Origin of the sequence: Streptococcus anginosus (genome assembly GCF_900636475.1) — a bacterium.
GTDB classification, from domain to species: domain Bacteria; phylum Bacillota; class Bacilli; order Lactobacillales; family Streptococcaceae; genus Streptococcus; species Streptococcus anginosus.
Genome location: NZ_LR134283.1, coordinates 682,784 through 700,180, shown reverse-complemented (window position 1 = coordinate 700,180; position 17,397 = coordinate 682,784). Strand labels below are relative to the sequence as shown.

Below are 17,397 nucleotides of genomic sequence, written 5' to 3'. Positions count from 1 at the left end.
TTATACTACATATAACAAGGCTTGACTACAAAGTCAAGCCTTCCTAAAAGTTAAAAAACAGGAGGAACTATGGGAAACAAGGTTATTAAAGGTACGGCAACAGGAGCTATAGCACTGGCTGCGTTTGGTGTAGCTAGTGGGGCAACTGTGCAAGCAGAAGAATTGACCAAACCGTCAACTAGTCTGTCTTCTGATGTAACAGCACCCAAGGCGCATAATATTAAAGTCTTAGACGGTGTTCTATTGACAAAGGATGGTGCTGCGATCACCACCACCCCAACAGAGAAGACGGTTGAGGAAGCGCATGGGATTAAGCAACAAGCCGATCAAGCGGTGACCGACCAAGCCGGGAAAGTAGCTGAAAGTGCTCAAATGGAAGAGAGCAGCCAAAAGGCGGTAGAAGATGCTACCGCAAAAGTAGCCGAAGCGGAAAAGAATAAGGCTGCAGCTACACCAGATGCGATTGCCCAAGCGGAAAAAGGCGTAGCTGATACGCAAAAAGAGATTGCACAAAATCAAAAAGCAAGTGATACTGCAGCTAACGCCACACAAAAAGCGACTGACGCGGCTACTACCCAAAAACAAGCGGTAGAACAAGCCCAAAAAGGGGTAGAAGCTGGACAAAAAGCAGTTGATACGGCTAAAAAAGGTGTCGATACCGCCAAAGCAGCGCTCGAGGGCACCGGGGAACAAAAAGCTCTTGATGAACAAAAAGCCGCCAACAAAGGCTTAGAAGATGCTAAAAATGCAGAAAGCGATGCCACTCAAAAATTGGCAGCCGCTAAAAAGGCAGATGCCGAACGTCATGCCCAAATCAAGGACTTGAAAAACCAAGAAACCACTCAAAGCAAAACGGCAACCGACACCGCAACCGATGCTGCTGCAAAAAAGGCAACGGATACTGCTGCTAAAGCGGATGTCAACACGGCTCAAAAGGCCGTAGAAACGGCTCAGGCAGCGCTCGATGGTACAGGTGCCCAAAAGGTCTTGGACGAACAAAAAGCGGCTCAAAAGGCTCTTTCTGCCGCCAAAACCAAAGAAGTGGAAGCCGCTCAAAAATTGGACGAAGCCAAGAAAGCAGACGCCGATCGTGATGCTCAAATCAAGAACCTAACCGCAAAAGAAGCAGATCAAACGGTCGCTAAAACGGACGCCGAAAATGCCCTTGCGGAAGCTAAGAAAAATGCCGAAGCCAAGAAAGCAGCCAAAGAAGCAGCCGAAGCCAAACGTGATGCGTTGCGGAAAGAATTGGATGCTAAGAAGAAGTTATCTACCATTAATGTGCCACAATATGTGATTGATGCGTATAAGAAGTATTTGGCATCTGATCGTGAAGAAGCCGATAAAGATGCACTTCAAGAAGTCTTCAATAAGTGGATTGCAGAAGGTGCTTACGATATTGAGCGTCATGGAAATGTACCAATTGATCCATCAACGGTTGATCCAGCTCATATGACTCGTGAACAAGCAAAAGCCTTAACCCAATATTATGCCCACTTGATTACAGCGGTTCGTCGCCAATTCTGGGGTACTAGGGTGAAAACGTATACCACCGAAGAAGCGATGGACTATGTACAAAAGGTTGCCGAAGCGTATGCCAAAGAAAACAAACCATGGTCGTCTGGTCACAGTCATGCCGCACTGGCTGCTGGTGAAAGACCTTCATCAAAATTGACGTGGATGAGTGAAAATCTAAGCACACTTCGCAATCGCACCACAACTATGACCGAAATGTATCGTTTTATTGCAGGAACCATTATTGGAATGATGGTAAACGACTACCATAGCGATTTTGGTCATATGTCTAACATGCTTGGTAATGAACAAGATGATGACGTCATCGGTGTCGCATCCAGTGTGACGCCAAACGGACTTGGTCGCATGCACTATGTGGGATTCAGTGATAAATATGCTGGTCAAGCCCTACCAGACCCATATGACACGACGCAATTGGAAAAAGACTTGGCTCAAGCCGAAAGTGACTTTCAAGCAGCACTCACAGCCTTCAATGAAGCCAATGGGGTTCTGACTGCTAAACAAGCTGCTTCTGATGCAGCTCATCAAGCACTGAGCACAACACAAAGCGAATTGGCTACTGTACGCAACCAAGCGCTTCAAACACCTAGCGCTGAAATGGCACACCGTGCAGCAGTTGCAACGCGTACTAGCGCAGAAACCCGCAAAGCGAGTGCAGACAAAGCGGTTGCCAACCTCAACGCATCGATTCAAGAAAAACAAGTTGCATTGCAAAAAGCGCAAGCGGTCTTGGCTGCCAAAGAAGAAGCGGCTCAAAAGGCTGCAACCGCCCTTCGTGAAGCAGAAAGCAAAGCAGTGGAGGCGCAACAGATGCTCAACGCTACCAAAGCCAAATTGGCAGCACTCACCGGGGTGAAAGACGCTACACCAGCGGCTAGTGAAGCCCTTGAAAAAGCAACGACTGCTCGCAAGGATGCACAAGCTCGTAAAGATGCGGCAGACAAAGCGGTTGCCAACTTGAAAGCATCTATCAAAGAAAAACAAGTGGCACTTCGTACCGCAGAACAAGCCTTGACGGCAGCTGAAAACAACTTGGCTGTGTTGAAAGCAAGTAAAGCAAATGAAGATGCCAAATTGGTAGCTGCTGAACAAGCGGTGGCAGCTGCTAAAGCCGTGGAAGCCAAATTGGTGGCGGAACGTGCAGTGCTGGAAGACAAGTTGAAAGACCAACAAAACTTGCTGGCCATGTATAAGAATGCGGATAAGTTGCTTGGTGAAGCGGTAGCTGAGTATGAAGTAGCAAGTGCGAAGCATAAGGAAGCCGTTGCGAAGACGTTGGAAGCACGTAGCAAGTTGGCGGAGCTGTTGAAAGACCAACGGGATGCAAATAGCCAGTATGATGCGGTGAAGAAGGCGTATGAGGAGTGGGTTACCTCTAAGAAAGCAGCAGAAGAAAAAGCACAAGCTCTTTCAATGCGTCATGCTACCAAACCAATGACCACAAGCAAAAAGATTCGCCCAATCATTCACTCAAGTTATATTTATAGCCGAGCTGACAAACAACTCCCACAAACTGGAGAAAAAGGTTCATGGCTGGCATTGATAGGTATGGAAATCTTAGCAAGTCTTAGCTTTGGTGTACGTAGAAAACTTGGAAGAAAAGGATAAGGGAATATGGCGGAAGGAAAGTTAACTATTAGTGATTTTAATAGAGAAGAATTGCTTGATATTTTGAGTTTGCTTTATGTACAAGGAGACAGAATTATCGTTCTTAATAATAAGATGCAAAAAGCAATTAAAGCAAATCGTCAACTTCGATTAAAACAAGCAACTAAAAGAAAAAAGAACAGAATAGCTAATATAGCGGGTCTTGTTTTTGCTGCAGCAGTATTCCTCTCCGATCCTACTTTTGCTACTATACGACAATCACCAATCGCATACTTAGCGGGACAAGTATTTACGAGACTTTTTATGATTAGTTATAGTCTAAAAAAAGCAGAAGCTGAGAAAGTATTAGAAGAAGCAACTCTTGAGGTAACAAATACAACGCAGTATCAATCGGATAATCAAGAAAAACAAGAGTTAGAAAGCGATCCAACCTTCTCATATTTCATTTCTCTTATTCCTGATAATTTTTGTAAATTAGAAGACTTTGCAGGAATGATTGTTCTTTTAAAAGATTATCGTGCAATGAATTTTCAAGAAGCGGCTAATCTATGGCGCACAGAACAACATCAACAAAAAATGTTACAACAGCAAAAACAATTAGAGAGACAGTTACGTCAAAATCATAATCAAGTCATGGCAGAGGTTCGCGAATCTACGAATCGCCTACGGCAAGACATGCAAAATGCTCGAAATGAATCTTCAAAAATCAATAGAAACCTTGAAGATATTAGACGCAATGGGGTAGGTATTAAAGCAAGATGATATAGCATGTAAAATGAAGCTGACTTAGAATTATTCCACATGTGGGAAAAGTCAATAAAAAAGCTCTAGTTTTAAAATACTAGGGCTTTTATAGTATAATAAAAATCAATTAAGGCAAAATTCTTTTTTCAGCAATCTTATAGATTTCAGAATCACTCCGTTTGCCAATCGCAATGACTTCTATAATCTCAATTCCGTTGCTCGTTTCTCTAAAGATAACTCTTAAACCTAATTTTCTATGTTTTAATTTGCGATAGCCTGCTAACTTACCGTGGAGAGCTTCACCGACTTTAGGACCATTTTGTTCTAGTTTGAGTAAAGATTTTCTAACATGAATGATTTGACTGTTATCTAATTTAGCTAAATCATTTTGAGCATCTGGAGTTAATTCAACTTGGTAGGTCATTCCCAATCGTCCTCAATTTCGTCTAAGCCGTCTCTCCAATTTTTCCCAAAAATTTCATCAACAGTCAAATTTTTACGAATACTAATTTCAAAAGGTATTTTTTGCTCAGTTAAAATTTTTCTGAAATAGATATTGATAGCCGTTGTGTAGTCTAGTCCCATTTCTGATAAAATTTTCCCTACATTTTCTTTTAGGTCGGAATCAATATTCAAATTTAATCTTGACTTATTTTTTGTGAGAGCCATTTTTGCACCTCCTTTTATATCATGAGTATATTATATACCTAATGTCTTCATCTGTCAATTTGATATAAAAGCTGATATTAGCCAATGTTAATGGTGAGTTTTTGATTCAATGCAAAAGCAATCTTGCTCATGTTGAGAATTGATAGTTTACAAAGTTTGTTCAAAATCTGTTCAAAAAATTGTTTTTTTATATTCTAAAGCAAGTGATAAAACCTTGATTTCATGCGATTTCTGTTTTTTATTTTAACTTAATTTAACGTAATTTTACTGGCAGGGGACATAACGTGCCCTCAAAAGTCCTTATTATTGAAGGGCTTTTGTGTTTTTTGAGTTCAATATTTGCTTGTTATTCTCAATAAAATATAAAAGTAAAGTTTGTTTTGGAAACATCTGACTGAAAGGATAAGAATATGAAGGCTTATTTTATTGGAGGACTAGGCTGCAATTGCTATTATCCCCAGGACTTTTTTAATGCACTGTCTTTTCCAGTTACTTATCTAGATAGTTATGATTCTAGGTTGGAAGAGCAACTGATTTCATTACAGGCGTTGAAAGATTGGTTTATGGCACAAGTTGATATGGATGACGATATTCTGTTAATAGCCCATTCTTTGGGAGCAGATTTAGCAGTTTATCTAACAAGTGTCTATGATAAAATTACGCATCTCGTCTTATTAGATGGTGGATACATTAATATGGATAAAATTTGCCCTTTGAATGTAGAAATTGAAGATTCTCTGAATTATCTTCAAACGAATGTTTATGAGAGCCTAAAGAAAGCTGTTATAACTGAAAAACAAAGCTCTGCTGTATGGTCAGAAAATTTGGAGAGGGCGGCAAAAGAAAGTTTTGTTTTTGATAAAGTTCAAAAACATTGGTATTTAAGCTTATCTGAAAAGTTAATGACTCATTTATTGACAATAAGACGGCAAGCTTTTAGAAATTTGTCCTTTTTGAAAAATAAAAATGTAATTTTGTTCATTCCAGAAATAAACAAGGAAACACCAATTTGGAAAAAGAGGGCTATACAGACCATCCCGAACTTTCTAAACCTCATAGAAATGACTAGCTGTAGTCATTCATTGTATATGGAAAAACCGAAAGAAATAGCAGCATTACTTGAGGATAAAATGGAAATTAGGTCACTCTTTTGAGAAAAGAGACTTTGCTCTTTGCCTTTTCTAGGACAAATTTTATGAGATAATCTTCTAAACTAAATTGGAATATTCTGATTTAGTTTTTTCTTTTTATATTTTGTGTATCATTTTACTATTTTCTCTCTTTATTTTTAGTTTCTTTTAAGAAAAAATTCAGTCACTTTTAAGAAAAAGTAGATATGATAGTTCCATTCAAAAGAAAGGACGTGATGAGATGAAAAACTCAAAGTTAAATTTGTTTGTCTGATAAATCTTGGCATCAAAGGAGTTATTGTGGCAATACTCTTTGGAATGCAATCTCTGATCGCTTAAAAATAGAAAGAAGGAATTTGACAAAAATGAAACAAGAGAACACAAGTAAGAAAGAGAAGATGATCATGGTTGAAAAAAGTACCAAATGGTGGATGACTGTTGTAGCAAGCGGGGCACTCGCTGTTGGTCTTCTCGGTGGGCTAGGCATTGGCTCTTTAGCGACAAATGCACTCAATCAGCAGGCAAGAGTACAGACAAGCACAACAACTCAGGCACAAAATAATCAACAACAGGGAAATTCGCAGCCAAATCAAGGTGGTCCGGGAATGCCCCCAGGTGGACAAAATGGAAATAATCAAGGCGGTCCAAACGGAATGCCACCCCAACAAAATGACGAACAAAGTGACAATAGTAACAGCCAAAATGGCTCAGGAAACAGTAATAACTCAAAGAAAAAAGCTCCATCAAATGCTGACGGTTCAACCAAATCAGATAAGAATAGTAGCACGACAGAAAATAATGATTCAAATACAACAAATTCTTAATATTTCAGAGAAAGTCATGATATAATAGAATCAGAATAATAGAAAGTCAGTAGATTGATTTTTGGCAAGACAATGCGAAAGCATTACTTAGTTCACGATGAAGGGAGCGGGCAGAACTGAACATTCAAAATGTTTTTTAGTTCGTGGCCTTATCCCATTAAGCCTCAAAGTACTGTTTTGAGCAATCAGCTACTGCATCGTTAGTTTAGTGCATAACGAATTTTGAAACTGGAGACTTTTGTCCCAAACTCGTATTTTAGAAGGAAAAGCATATGATTAAGATTCTATTAGTGGAAGACGACCTCGGTCTATCTAATTCAGTATTTGATTTTTTGGATGATTTTGCAGATGTCATGCAAGTTTTTGACGGTGAGGAAGGATTGTACGAGGCTGAGAGTGGCGTGTACGACCTTATCTTGCTTGATCTGATGTTGCCAGAAAAAGACGGTTTCCAAGTATTGAAAGAATTGCGTGAAAAAGGCGTTACCACACCTGTTTTGATTATGACAGCCAAAGAAAGTTTGAATGATAAAGGACATGGTTTTGAACTGGGAGCTGACGATTATTTGACCAAACCATTTTATCTGGAAGAATTAAAAATGCGGATTCAAGCTCTCTTGAAGCGTTCTGGCAAGTTCAATGAAAACACCCTTTCTTATGGCGATGTCACTGTTAATTTATCAACAAACACTACACTTGTAGACGGAAATGAAGTAGAATTGCTCGGAAAAGAATTTGACTTGCTGGTGTATTTCTTGCAAAATCAAAACGTTATTTTGCCTAAGACACAGATTTTCGATCGCTTGTGGGGATTTGATAGTGATACAACGATTTCAGTTGTAGAAGTTTATGTCTCAAAAATCCGGAAAAAATTGAAAGGTACGACCTTTGCGAACAATCTTCAAACGCTTCGTAGTGTCGGATATATTTTAAAAGATGCTGAATAAACTAAAAAAAACATGGTATGCGGATGATTTTTCTTATTTCATTCGCAATTTTGGTATTTTTACTCTCATTTTCTCAGCCATGACTTTGATTATCATTCAGGTGATGCGCTCAAGCCTTTATACAACGGTCGATAATAACTTGAAAAGTCTCAGTCAGGATTCCGCTTCTGTCATCAATTTGGCGCTCGCTCGGAGAGTGGGGATGGAACAGAAGTCAGACAACGGAGAGCCTAAAACCGATACGGGTGACAAAGAGCTTACTGATAAACCAAATGTCAGTGCCAATACGGAAGTTATTTTATTTGATAAGAATTATAAGCCAATCATTACAAGCAATAATTTTCTGGGACTTAATAAACTTTCCTTTAATAGCAAGCAATTGGATCGCATTCGGCAAGTCCAGGTTAAAAGCAATTATGGTCGACAAGAAACCTATCGGATGATTTTATTTGAAGTGAAAATCCCAAATTTGGAAACCAATGTCAAATATGCAGCGGTCTTTATCAATATCAGTCAGTTGGAACAAACTAGTCAAAATCATGAGCAGCTGATTGTAGTTGTGATGATTAGTTTCTGGGGAATTTCCTTGATTGCCAGTGTCTATCTGGCTCGAGTTAGTGTTAAACCTTTGTTGGAAAGCATTCAAAAGCAAAAGAGTTTTGTCGAAAATGCCAGTCATGAGTTGCGCACGCCTCTAGCTGTTTTACAAAATCGTTTGGAGACTTTGTTTAGAAAACCAGAAGCCACCATTATGGAATCAAGCGAAAGCATTGCTTCTAGTTTGGATGAAGTGCGGAACATGAAAATGTTGACGACAAATCTGCTTAATCTAGCACGGCGTGACGACGGGATTAAACCAGAAATTGGCGATGTCGAGCCAAATTTCTTTAATACGACCTTTACCAACTATGAAATGGTTGCCGCAGAAAATGGGAAAACTTTCCGATTTGACAATAGGATTCACCGCATGATTAAAACAGACAAGACCTTGCTGAAGCAATTAATGACGATTCTGTTTGACAATGCTCTGAAATATACAGATGAAGACGGTGTGATTGAATTGACAATCTCTGCAAATGATCGAAATTTGTTTTTAAAGGTTTCAGATAATGGTCCGGGGATTAGTACGGCAGATAAGAAAAAGATTTTTGATCGTTTTTATCGGGTTGATAAAGCACGGACTCGGCAGACAGGTGGTTTTGGTCTAGGCTTGTCGCTTGCAAAGCAAATCACAGAAGCCCTTAAAGGAACTATTACGGTGAAAGATAATAAGCCGAAAGGAACCATTTTTGAGGTGAAGATTGCCATTAGAACGGACAATAGAAAGAAAAAATAAGTCAGGAATAACCTGTATTCATAGGGAAGGTTGTTTCGGAAGATGAGAAAAAACACGAACAAAGTCAGGATTAGTTGTTAGCTATCTTGATCTGTTCGTGTTTTTATCTTGTTTAAAAGCAGAGTTGAATGGTTGAGGCTGGGGAATGTCAACATCATTTTTTCTTACTTCCGTCTGCCGGGCGGATGAGTTGTCTGACTTTTGGTTTATGCTGTCAGCTAGGCGGACGAGTCGCCTGAGTTTTAGTTTATACTGTCATCCTGGCGGACGGACTGCCTAAGTTTTAGTTTATACTGTCAGCCGAGCGGACGGACTGCCTGAGTTTTAGTTTATACTGTCAGCCGGGCGAACGGGACTCCCAGCTTTTGGTTTGCTTCGTTGCCCTAATCAACAAAGAGAATGAGTTTAAGTTTTCCTCTTGTCTCTGTCATAGAATAGAAAGTGATTTGTGGTTTGGTTCTATCTGTATTCCTTATTTTATTGTGCAGACCAGACACTAACCGATTTTTCTGCAACTGGGAAATCTGCCCAGCCGTCTTTTTTGATTGTCACGGTTGATGAGCTGTTTCCTAAGTAATCTTTGAATTTCTTACCAGCCCAATTTTTACCGACATACATGCGTTTTGAACTGGCTTGATCGTTTGTTAAGATGACAGCAATCGGCTGTCCGTTGTCTTTGCCTGAACGGGTCCAAGCAATGCAATGCTCGTCGTCAAAATAATCAGTCTGTTCACCATAGGCTAAGTTGAGCCGAATATCTAATAATTTATCAAGAACTGTTTGGAAGCTATCTTGAGCGAATTCGCCGTTGATGCCATAGTAATCTCCGTAGAACACACAAGGAAGCCCAGCTTCACGCAACAAAATGAGAGCGTAAGCAGCTGGTTTAAACCATTCTTCAACAGTTGATTCCAGCGCTTGTCCACGTTGTGTGTCATGATTATCGACAAAAGTAACAGCCGATTTAGGGTGGTTTTTGACAAGCGTTTGTTCAAAAATATTTCTCAAATCATAGTCCGCCCCAGCGCGGCTAGCATCAAATAAGTTGTGGTGCAGTTTGACATCTACTAGATCAAAACGATAGTCAATACTTCCTAAATAATCGTTATTTGCAGTTTCATCACCATTCCAAAACTCTCCAAAGACATAGAAATCTTCTCCATACTTCTCCATAATGTCGCGGATAAAATTTCCCATAAAGAAAGAGTCAATATGCTTAATAGCGTCCAACCTAAAGCCATGAATGCCGGTTATTTCGATAAACCAATCTGCCCAATCATAAAGGTTTTGAATGACTTCTGGGTGCTTAAAATCAAGGTCAGCGTACATGAGATAGTCGAAATTTCCATTTTCATTGTCCACTAAATCATCGTCAGCCCAACCTTTGTTGTCCCCTTGAATGAGGTAAATCCCTGATTTATTTCGCTTAGCATCATAATCAGTCCCAGTAAAGTGATACCAATGCCACTCAAAATCATTGTATTTTTTGTGGCGACCTGGGAACGTGAATTTAGTCCAACCTTTAATTTCAAAAGGTTCAGAGAGTGCAACTGTACGATCGTTTGGGTCAACTTCAATAACAGTAAATCTCTCTTTGTAATCCGCTGCCGCCTTGTGATTTAAAACGATATCTGCAATGGGTTCAATTCCATTTTCTTTGAGTTCCTTGATTGCGTTCAAATAGTCTTCCTTAAAGCCATACTTTGTCCGAACCGTTCCTTTTTGGTCAAACTCGCCTAAGTCAAATAAATCATAAATGCCGTAGCCGACATCGTTGGAACTAGTGGCTTTAAAAGCAGGTGGCATCCAAACCTTGCGAATGCCTTTAGAAGCTAGATGTGGAGCGTCTGTTGCCAAACGATTCCAATGTTGTCCGTCATTTGGTAGATACCATTCAAAATATTGCATCAATGTTTGATTTTCCATACGAGATACTTCTTTCTTATCTTGTTGGCTATTATTTTAGCAAAATAATCTTTACAGCGCAAACGTTTGCGTAAATTTTATAGAATCAGAGGATGAAAAATAGATTGAAACGATGATTGTTGAGGTATATAATAAGGCTAGCAAGCTATTTTTATAAAAAGTTGAAGGAGCCATTGATGAAAAATAGGATTCAAGATATTTTTGACAAGAGTATGGCAATTGAGAGTTTCACCCATACGAGTTCAGAAAGAAATATAGAAAATTTTCTCAATCACTATATTGGCAGTCTGCTGTATTTTCAGGAGCATTCAGATTATTTTGGCACCTATCAGATTCCGGATGATATTTACCAGCGTAGTGTTAATTGGGCTTTGGTAAAAGGTCATTGTGCAGATACAGTGATTTTGTTTCATCACCATGATACGGTAGATATTGAGGATTTTGGAAATTTAAAGGAATTTGCTTTTGATAATGTTGCTTTGAAAAAGGCTTTAGCAAGTGCTTCACTGGGTCAAGATGTGTTAGAAGATATAACTTCTAACGAATGGCAGTTTGGTCGCGGGTCATGTGATATGAAAGCAGCGTTGGCTTTGCAATTGGGAGTAGTAGCAGAATATGCGAGCAAAGCAGAAGGAGAAGTGAATCTTCTTTATTTATCAGTTGGAGATGAGGAATCCTATTCTCAGGGAATGCGAGCTGCGGTAGGTTTGCTTGCTGATCTGAAAAAGAAATTTCATCTGAATTATATCTTGGCGATTGATTCAGAACCATTTGAAAGCAATTCTGTTCAAGAAAAAGTATTGCATGTTGGAACAGTTGGGAAAATGATGCCTGTCGTGGTCACGCAGGGTATTCTTTCCCACATGAAAGAGCCTCTCAAAGGTATCAATGCTGTTTCACTCCTCGCAAAAGTAGTGGAAAAAATTGACCTTAATTCCCGCTTGTCGGATTCGATTTATGGAGAGCAGGCTCCTTTGCCTTCGTGGTCTTACATGCGTGATTTGAAGGAAAATTATGATGTGTCAACGGTTTTAAGAGCAGCAGGTTATTTTAGTGTTCTTTATTTAGATAAAAGTCCGAAAGAGCTGATGACGACGATTCAACAACTCTGCCAAGAAGCCGTTGATGAGTTTTATGAGCGTTATCAGGCTTTGCAGGTGATTTATAAAGAGGATAAAAAAGTCACAAAACCTCATGTATTGACTTATGAAGAATTAATCCAGTTATGTCAAAAGAAGGCTGGATTTGAAGAATTTATGCACAAGGTAAACCAATTTGCTTATAAAGCATTTCAAGCGGGATCAAGCTATCAAGAAATAACCATTGCAACTGTTCAAAAGGTGTTAGATTTCTATGATAAAAAGGAAGCATTTGTTGTGCTGGCTATCGCACCACCTTATTATCCTTCCATGAATTGTCGGCATCTGAAAAATAGCGTGGTTGATATTGAAAAACTCATTGCATTTTATAGGGATTACTTGGTTGAACAAGGAGCTAGTCGTTTAAAAGTCGAAGAATCCTTTATGGGAATCTGTGACATTAGTTACTGTGCTTTAGAAAAATCTGTTAAAGAGTATCAGAAAATTATCGAGAGTATGGCTGTTCCTGAACATTTATATTCGATTGATTTTGAGAAAATTCAGGACATCAATGTTCCTGGCATCAATCTAGGACCCTGGGGAAAAGATTTACATCAGTTGACGGAACGCGTCTATGAAAAGGATATGTTGGAGACGATTCCTCAATTTCTGTTATATTTGCTAGAACATATTGACTGTATTAAAAAATAAAAAAAACAAGAGCTATCTTCAGTTCAGTTAAGAATATAGCTCTTGTTTTTTATGAAAATTGCGCTAAAAAGTTATCTAATTCTTTTTGATTGTGAAGGGTTATCCATTTATAAGAGTACGTTTTTTGAAGTTTTTCATATTGTTTCTGAATGTTAGCAGTTCGTCCGTCATGTAAAATCCAGCGGATAAATTCCCAATCAAACTTTTCTGGACAACCTTGTGCCATACTGTCTCTGACCTTACCTCTGTTCTTGGAATGACGCTTTGCAGCCCGTAAAAGACAGCTCCAACGCGAGAAATTTAAAAAGATAATTTGGTCTGCTTGCTCCATTCTCTCTTCATAGCAGCAGGAGCTGTAGTTTCCGTCTATCACCCAGCTTTTTCTGGCTTCTAAAAAATCCCTAACTTGCTCTTGCATCCAGCAGCGGTCACTCATTTCCCAATTGGGTACAAATTGTAGCGTGTCCAAATGAAGCAGTGAGATGTCATAATGTTTTGCTAAATATTTAGCAAGTGTAGACTTTCCAGAGCCGGAGTAGCCGATAATTGCGATTTTCATATCTAGCCTTTCTGTTTTCAGCAACAAAAAAAGCTCCTTTGAGCTCTTTTTACGTTATGCAGATTATTTTGCAAGTTTGCTAGCAAGGCGTGCTTTATCGCGGCTCGCTTTGTTTTTGTGAATCAAACCTTTAGTTTCTGCTTTATCGATAGCTGAGCTTGCAGCACGGAAAAGTTCTTCAGAAGGATTTGCTTCAAATGCTTTAATTGCAGAACGCATAGCTGATTTTTGAGCTGAGTTTTTTTCGTTTTGTTTAACGTTTAATTCAGCGCGTTTGATAGCTGATTTAATATTTGCCAATGTTTTCACCTCCAATGATATACTAACTATTTAATTATATATGAAAAGTTGAGATTTGACAAGCCTTTTTATTTTTTTAAGTAAATTTCATCAATCTCATGATTTTCTGTTTTATGAAGAATAACTTCAGCTCGGTTGCGTGTGGGTTCGATATAATCTTGCAAATTCACAAGGTTAATCGACTTCCAGACATTTTGAGCGAATTCCATAACTTTGATTTCTGGCTGAGAAGTGAAAGGATGATAATAGTTATTTGGATCTTCTTTTGCTAAAGTGAGCAATTTTTTAAAGCGGTCCAGATACCAAGTTTCGATATTTTCAACTTCTGCATCCACGTAAATCGAAAAATCAAAGAAATCCGTCATATAGAGGCGTTCATTTTGTGGATTTTGGAAAACGTTGATACCCTCAACAATGACAAAATCTGCAGCTGTAACAGACTGTTTTTTATCAGGAACAATATCATAAATTTCATGTGAATAAACGGGAATCTGATAGTCTTGTCCATTTTTGATGTTGTCAAGGAAATCAAGCAGCAACTCCATGTTATAACTTTCTGGAAATCCTTTGCGCTTGAGGAGATTTTGCTCTTCCAAATGAGCATTAGGATAAAGAAATCCATCTGTTGTTACCAATTCAACAGTTGCATTTGAAAATGTCCGAGATAAAAGTATTTGCAACAGCCGACTAGTAGTAGATTTTCCAACAGCGACACTTCCAGAAACACCAATGATGAACGGTTGCCGCTTGCTTGCTTTCTGTAAAAAAATCCCTTTCGAGAATGCCAAATCCTCTTTTGAACGCTTGTAAATCTGAATAAGATTGGTTAAAGGGAGATAAACGTCTGTCACATCTTGAAGGCTAATCTTATCATTGAAACTTTTGATGGAATTTAGCTCTTTTTGAGTCAAAGGTGGGGTTGTTTTGCGATGCAGATTTTGCCAAGTTTTTCGACTAATTTTTTCAAAATGAATAAATTCGTTGGTCATTATGTACTCCTATTAGTTGACAAATAGTATAACATAATTTTAAACGAATTGTAAACGGTTTACAAATAAAAGGTCTTTATGTTAAAATAGTTTTATGGCTAAAATGTATTTCGCAGAAAATCCAGATGCAGAGCATGATATTCACGAATTGAAGGTTCAGCTTCTGGGTCAAAAGATGACTTTCTTGACTGATGCAGGAGTCTTTAGTAAGAAAATGATTGATTATGGCAGTCAAGTTCTTTTAAAGTGTCTTGATTTTCATAAGCAAGAAAGCGTATTAGATGTTGGTTGTGGCTATGGAACATTGGGACTGACTTTAGTCAAAGCTAAAGAAGTCGAAGCGACGCTTGTTGATATAAATCAGCGCGCTCTTGATTTGGCGCGTCAAAATGCTGAGCGCAATCAAGCCCTAGCTACGATTTTTCAATCTAATATTTATCAAAATGTAGAAGGGAGATTTCATCATATTATCAGTAATCCACCGATTCGAGCAGGGAAACAGGTCGTTCATGAGGTGATTACAGGAAGTTATACGCACTTACTAGACGGTGGGGATTTAACCATTGTTATTCAAAAAAAACAAGGTGCCCCAAGTGCCAAAGCCAAGATGGAAGAAGTTTTTGGAAACTGCGAAATTCTAAAAAAAGATAAGGGATATTATATCCTTAGAAGTAGGAAGGAAATATGAGAGCAGTTGATGTGATTCAGAAAAAGCGAGACGGCTTAGAATTAACCAGCGATGAAATCAAGTGGTTAATTGAAGGTTATGTTGCTGGAACTGTGCCAGATTATCAAATGTCAGCTTTTGCAATGGCAGTGTATTTTAAAGGCATGACCACTCGTGAAATATCTGATTTGACCATGACCATGGTAGGGACAGGTCAGCAAATTGATTTGTCAGCTATATCTGGAGTTAAGGTTGATAAGCATTCAACCGGAGGCGTAGGAGACAAGGTAACGCTTGTATTGGTGCCTTTGGTAGCTAGTTTTGGAATCCCTGTTGCTAAAATGAGCGGTCGTGGACTCGGTCACACAGGGGGAACGCTTGATAAATTAGAGTCCATTAAAGGATTTCAAATTGAGCGCAGCCAAGAAGAATTTATTAAGCAAGTACAGGATATTGGACTATCCGTCATTGGTCAGTCTGATCAGTTGGTGAAGGCAGACAAGTTGTTGTATGCTTTGCGTGATGTGACGGCGACTGTTGATACTATTCCTTTAATCGCAAGTTCTGTTATGAGTAAGAAAATCGCAGCTGGTGCAGATAGTATTTTACTAGATGTGACAGTTGGTGAAGGCGCATTTATGAAGAATTTGGATGATGCGCGTGCTCTAGCTCGCACTATGGTTGATTTAGGAAAGGCAGTTGGGCGTAGAACAACTGCTGTTATCACCGATATGAGCCAACCTTTAGGAACCAGTATTGGTAATCGTTTGGAAATTCTGGAAGCTTTGGATATTTTGCAAGGAAAAGGTCGGGAAGATGTGACTGAATTTATTTGTGAATTAGGTCAAATCATGCTCGGGTTAGCAAATGTCGAAAAAACTGTAGACGAGGTTCGAGAACATCTATTTAATGGTTCAGCTCTTCAAAAATTTGAAGCCATGGTTGCAGCGCAAGGTGGCGATTTAGAAGATTTGTACCGCCCTTCTTCAGCAAAATACGTTGTAGAAGTAACTGCAGATGAAGCTGGTTATATTTCTGAATTACCAGCTATGGAATTTGGCCTATTTGCTATGCGACTGGGTGCTGGCCGAGCTGTGAAAACGGACGCCTTAGACTTTGAAACAGGAATTGTTTTTGAAAAGAAAGTCGGAGAATCAGTCGAAATTGGTGAAATTGTCGCAAAAGTTTATGCAAATGAAAAAATTTCACAAGAACTAGTTACAGAATTCAAAAAAAATGTTAAAATAAGTAATGAGCCGAAAAAAGTTCAAGAGATTATTGAAGTAATCGCTTAACTTACAGGAGAACCGAAAATGAAGTTGAATAAATACATTGATCATACGCTTTTGAAACCAGATGCTCAACAAGAGCAAATTGAAAAATTGATTGAAGAAGCAAGAGAATATGATTTTGCAAGTGTCTGTGTCAACCCAACTTGGGTCAGCTTTGCAGCAGAAGGATTACGAGATACAGATGTTAAGGTTTGTACGGTTATTGGTTTCCCTTTGGGTGCAAATACACCTGCTGTAAAAGCTTTTGAGGCAAAAGATGCCATTAAGAACGGAGCAGACGAAGTAGACATGGTTATCAATATTGGTGCTTTGAAATCTCAAAATCTGGTGTTGGTAGAAGAAGATATTGCTGCTGTTGTGGAAGCAAGCGGTGACACACTTGTAAAAGTAATTATCGAAACTTGTTTGTTAACTGATGAAGAAAAAGTTGTAGCGTGTCAGTTAGCCCAAAAAGCTGGTGCAGACTTTGTAAAAACTTCAACTGGATTTTCAACTGGAGGCGCTACTGTTCATGATGTGGCTTTGATGAGAAAGACAGTGGGTCCAGATATGGGTGTCAAAGCTTCAGGAGGCGCTCGTTCGTATGAAGATGCAGTTGCATTTATTGAAGCAGGCGCAACGCGTATCGGAGCTTCTTCTGGTGTAGCCATTATGAAAGGAGAAAAAGCTAGTGGCGACTACTAAGTTGATTGATCTAGCTATTGAGACAAGTAAAAAGGCCTACGTTCCTTATTCTCATTTTCCAATTGGTGCCGTACTAGTAGCAAAAAATGGTCAGATTTTTACAGGTGTGAACATTGAAAATGCTAGTTTTGGTTTGACAAATTGCGGGGAACGCACAGCTATTTTTAAAGCGGTTTCTGAAGGTGTTACAGATTTTGAGGAGTTAATCGTCTACGGTGAAACCGAACAGCCTGTTTCTCCATGCGGAGCTTGTCGACAAGTAATGGCAGAATTTTTTTCTAAGGATTTAAAGGTAACGCTTGTTGCCAAAGATAAGTCGACGGTCGTGATGACGGTCAGGGAATTACTTCCATATTCTTTTACTAACTTAGACTAGTTAGTAAAAAAGGTCATTTG

General features: G+C 39.0%; 17 protein-coding genes. 11 read left to right on the top strand and 6 right to left on the bottom strand.

Annotated elements, in window-relative coordinates:
- Nucleotides 1–69 precede the first annotated feature (69 nt).
- Both EL079_RS03465 and EL079_RS03460 read left to right on the top strand, forming a co-directional pair.
- Nucleotides 70–3,144 carry an SEC10/PgrA surface exclusion domain-containing protein gene (locus EL079_RS03465; protein ID WP_003031300.1) on the top strand — a complete coding sequence of 1,025 codons (3,075 nt, stop codon included), beginning with the start codon at nt 70–72 and terminating at the stop codon, nt 3,142–3,144.
- A gap of 6 nt (nt 3,145–3,150) precedes the next feature.
- A complete protein-coding gene (locus EL079_RS03460; RefSeq protein ID WP_003031299.1) occupies nt 3,151–3,906 on the top strand; it encodes a hypothetical protein in 756 nt (251 codons plus the stop codon).
- A gap of 109 nt (nt 3,907–4,015) precedes the next feature.
- On the opposite strand, the gene EL079_RS03455 is transcribed toward EL079_RS03460, so the two are convergent.
- Together EL079_RS03455 and EL079_RS03450 are read right to left on the bottom strand one after the other, a co-directional pair.
- Complete coding sequence (locus EL079_RS03455) at nt 4,016–4,312, bottom strand: type II toxin-antitoxin system RelE family toxin (protein WP_003024343.1); 297 nt, start codon at nt 4,310–4,312, stop codon at nt 4,016–4,018.
- The gene (locus EL079_RS03450; protein WP_003029583.1) at nt 4,309–4,557 is read right to left on the bottom strand and encodes a type II toxin-antitoxin system RelB/DinJ family antitoxin; all 249 of its coding nucleotides are present in this window, start codon (nt 4,555–4,557) and stop codon (nt 4,309–4,311) included. Before EL079_RS03450 ends, EL079_RS03455 begins: the two co-directional genes overlap by 4 nt.
- A gap of 410 nt (nt 4,558–4,967) precedes the next feature.
- Between EL079_RS03450 and EL079_RS03445 the strand changes: the two genes are divergently transcribed.
- The 4 genes from EL079_RS03445 (at nt 4,968) to EL079_RS03430 (ending at nt 8,794) form a co-directional block, all read left to right on the top strand.
- The gene (locus tag EL079_RS03445; RefSeq protein ID WP_003032183.1) at nt 4,968–5,711 is read left to right on the top strand and encodes an alpha/beta fold hydrolase; all 744 of its coding nucleotides are present in this window, start codon (nt 4,968–4,970) and stop codon (nt 5,709–5,711) included.
- 341 nt (nt 5,712–6,052) lie between these two features.
- Nucleotides 6,053–6,511, top strand: a complete 459-nt coding sequence (locus EL079_RS03440) for a hypothetical protein (RefSeq protein ID WP_003032188.1) — start codon at nt 6,053–6,055, stop codon at nt 6,509–6,511.
- 272 nt (nt 6,512–6,783) lie between these two features.
- Nucleotides 6,784–7,458 (top strand): response regulator transcription factor, encoded by a 675-nt coding sequence (locus EL079_RS03435; protein ID WP_003024352.1) that lies wholly within the window; start codon nt 6,784–6,786, stop codon nt 7,456–7,458.
- Nucleotides 7,448–8,794, top strand: a complete 1,347-nt coding sequence (locus EL079_RS03430) for a sensor histidine kinase (RefSeq protein ID WP_003024354.1) — start codon at nt 7,448–7,450, stop codon at nt 8,792–8,794. Before EL079_RS03435 ends, EL079_RS03430 begins: the two co-directional genes overlap by 11 nt.
- Nucleotides 8,795–9,271: 477 nt before the next feature.
- Here the strand turns inward: EL079_RS03430 and EL079_RS03425 are convergent, their stop codons facing one another.
- Nucleotides 9,272–10,720 carry an alpha-amylase gene (locus EL079_RS03425; protein WP_003032171.1) on the bottom strand — a complete coding sequence of 483 codons (1,449 nt, stop codon included), beginning with the start codon at nt 10,718–10,720 and terminating at the stop codon, nt 9,272–9,274.
- Between the two features lie 176 nt (nt 10,721–10,896).
- Here EL079_RS03425 and EL079_RS03420 point away from each other — a divergent pair, with 176 nt between their 5' ends.
- On the top strand, nt 10,897–12,510 hold the full coding sequence (locus tag EL079_RS03420) for a M20/M25/M40 family metallo-hydrolase (protein WP_003032194.1): 1,614 nt from the start codon (nt 10,897–10,899) through the stop codon (nt 12,508–12,510).
- 49 nt (nt 12,511–12,559) lie between these two features.
- Here the strand turns inward: EL079_RS03420 and EL079_RS03415 are convergent, their stop codons facing one another.
- The 3 genes from EL079_RS03415 to coaA all read right to left on the bottom strand — a co-directional run bounded on the left by EL079_RS03415 (nt 12,560) and on the right by coaA (nt 14,358).
- Nucleotides 12,560–13,069 carry a DNA topology modulation protein gene (locus tag EL079_RS03415; RefSeq protein ID WP_018543463.1) on the bottom strand — a complete coding sequence of 170 codons (510 nt, stop codon included), beginning with the start codon at nt 13,067–13,069 and terminating at the stop codon, nt 12,560–12,562.
- 63 nt (nt 13,070–13,132) lie between these two features.
- Nucleotides 13,133–13,384 carry a 30S ribosomal protein S20 gene (gene rpsT / locus EL079_RS03410; protein ID WP_020999623.1) on the bottom strand — a complete coding sequence of 84 codons (252 nt, stop codon included), beginning with the start codon at nt 13,382–13,384 and terminating at the stop codon, nt 13,133–13,135.
- A gap of 53 nt (nt 13,385–13,437) precedes the next feature.
- Nucleotides 13,438–14,358 (bottom strand): type I pantothenate kinase, encoded by a 921-nt coding sequence (gene coaA / locus EL079_RS03405; protein WP_018543464.1) that lies wholly within the window; start codon nt 14,356–14,358, stop codon nt 13,438–13,440.
- 94 nt (nt 14,359–14,452) lie between these two features.
- Here coaA and EL079_RS03400 point away from each other — a divergent pair, with 94 nt between their 5' ends.
- Genes EL079_RS03400 through EL079_RS03385 form a run of 4 tightly spaced genes read left to right on the top strand, consistent with a single transcriptional unit; the run spans nt 14,453 to nt 17,377 of the window.
- Nucleotides 14,453–15,046 carry a class I SAM-dependent methyltransferase gene (locus EL079_RS03400; RefSeq protein ID WP_018543465.1) on the top strand — a complete coding sequence of 198 codons (594 nt, stop codon included), beginning with the start codon at nt 14,453–14,455 and terminating at the stop codon, nt 15,044–15,046.
- A complete protein-coding gene (locus EL079_RS03395; RefSeq protein ID WP_018543466.1) occupies nt 15,043–16,320 on the top strand; it encodes a pyrimidine-nucleoside phosphorylase in 1,278 nt (425 codons plus the stop codon). The genes EL079_RS03400 and EL079_RS03395 overlap by 4 nt, the downstream gene beginning before the upstream one ends.
- An 18-nt stretch (nt 16,321–16,338) precedes the next feature.
- The gene (gene deoC, locus EL079_RS03390; protein ID WP_003032193.1) at nt 16,339–17,001 is read left to right on the top strand and encodes a deoxyribose-phosphate aldolase; all 663 of its coding nucleotides are present in this window, start codon (nt 16,339–16,341) and stop codon (nt 16,999–17,001) included.
- Nucleotides 16,988–17,377, top strand: coding sequence for a cytidine deaminase (locus EL079_RS03385; protein ID WP_003032191.1), 390 nt, complete (start codon nt 16,988–16,990; stop codon nt 17,375–17,377). The genes deoC and EL079_RS03385 overlap by 14 nt, the downstream gene beginning before the upstream one ends.
- Nucleotides 17,378–17,397: the final 20 nt, after the last annotated feature.

What these genes read in the sequence shown, in the direction of transcription:
- coaA (WP_018543464.1), bottom strand. Translation starts at nt 14,358, where the DNA reads ATGACCAACGAATTTATTCATTTTGAAAAAATTAGTCGAAAAACTTGG.
- EL079_RS03400 (WP_018543465.1), top strand. Translation starts at nt 14,453, where the DNA reads ATGGCTAAAATGTATTTCGCAGAAAATCCAGATGCAGAGCATGATATT.
- EL079_RS03455 (WP_003024343.1), bottom strand. Translation starts at nt 4,312, where the DNA reads ATGACCTACCAAGTTGAATTAACTCCAGATGCTCAAAATGATTTAGCT.
- EL079_RS03460 (WP_003031299.1), top strand. Translation starts at nt 3,151, where the DNA reads ATGGCGGAAGGAAAGTTAACTATTAGTGATTTTAATAGAGAAGAATTG.
- EL079_RS03445 (WP_003032183.1), top strand. Translation starts at nt 4,968, where the DNA reads ATGAAGGCTTATTTTATTGGAGGACTAGGCTGCAATTGCTATTATCCC.
- EL079_RS03425 (WP_003032171.1), bottom strand. Translation starts at nt 10,720, where the DNA reads ATGGAAAATCAAACATTGATGCAATATTTTGAATGGTATCTACCAAAT.
- EL079_RS03435 (WP_003024352.1), top strand. Translation starts at nt 6,784, where the DNA reads ATGATTAAGATTCTATTAGTGGAAGACGACCTCGGTCTATCTAATTCA.
- deoC (WP_003032193.1), top strand. Translation starts at nt 16,339, where the DNA reads ATGAAGTTGAATAAATACATTGATCATACGCTTTTGAAACCAGATGCT.
- EL079_RS03450 (WP_003029583.1), bottom strand. Translation starts at nt 4,557, where the DNA reads ATGGCTCTCACAAAAAATAAGTCAAGATTAAATTTGAATATTGATTCC.
- EL079_RS03395 (WP_018543466.1), top strand. Translation starts at nt 15,043, where the DNA reads ATGAGAGCAGTTGATGTGATTCAGAAAAAGCGAGACGGCTTAGAATTA.
- EL079_RS03415 (WP_018543463.1), bottom strand. Translation starts at nt 13,069, where the DNA reads ATGAAAATCGCAATTATCGGCTACTCCGGCTCTGGAAAGTCTACACTT.
- EL079_RS03465 (WP_003031300.1), top strand. Translation starts at nt 70, where the DNA reads ATGGGAAACAAGGTTATTAAAGGTACGGCAACAGGAGCTATAGCACTG.
- EL079_RS03420 (WP_003032194.1), top strand. Translation starts at nt 10,897, where the DNA reads ATGAAAAATAGGATTCAAGATATTTTTGACAAGAGTATGGCAATTGAG.
- EL079_RS03440 (WP_003032188.1), top strand. Translation starts at nt 6,053, where the DNA reads ATGAAACAAGAGAACACAAGTAAGAAAGAGAAGATGATCATGGTTGAA.
- EL079_RS03430 (WP_003024354.1), top strand. Translation starts at nt 7,448, where the DNA reads ATGCTGAATAAACTAAAAAAAACATGGTATGCGGATGATTTTTCTTAT.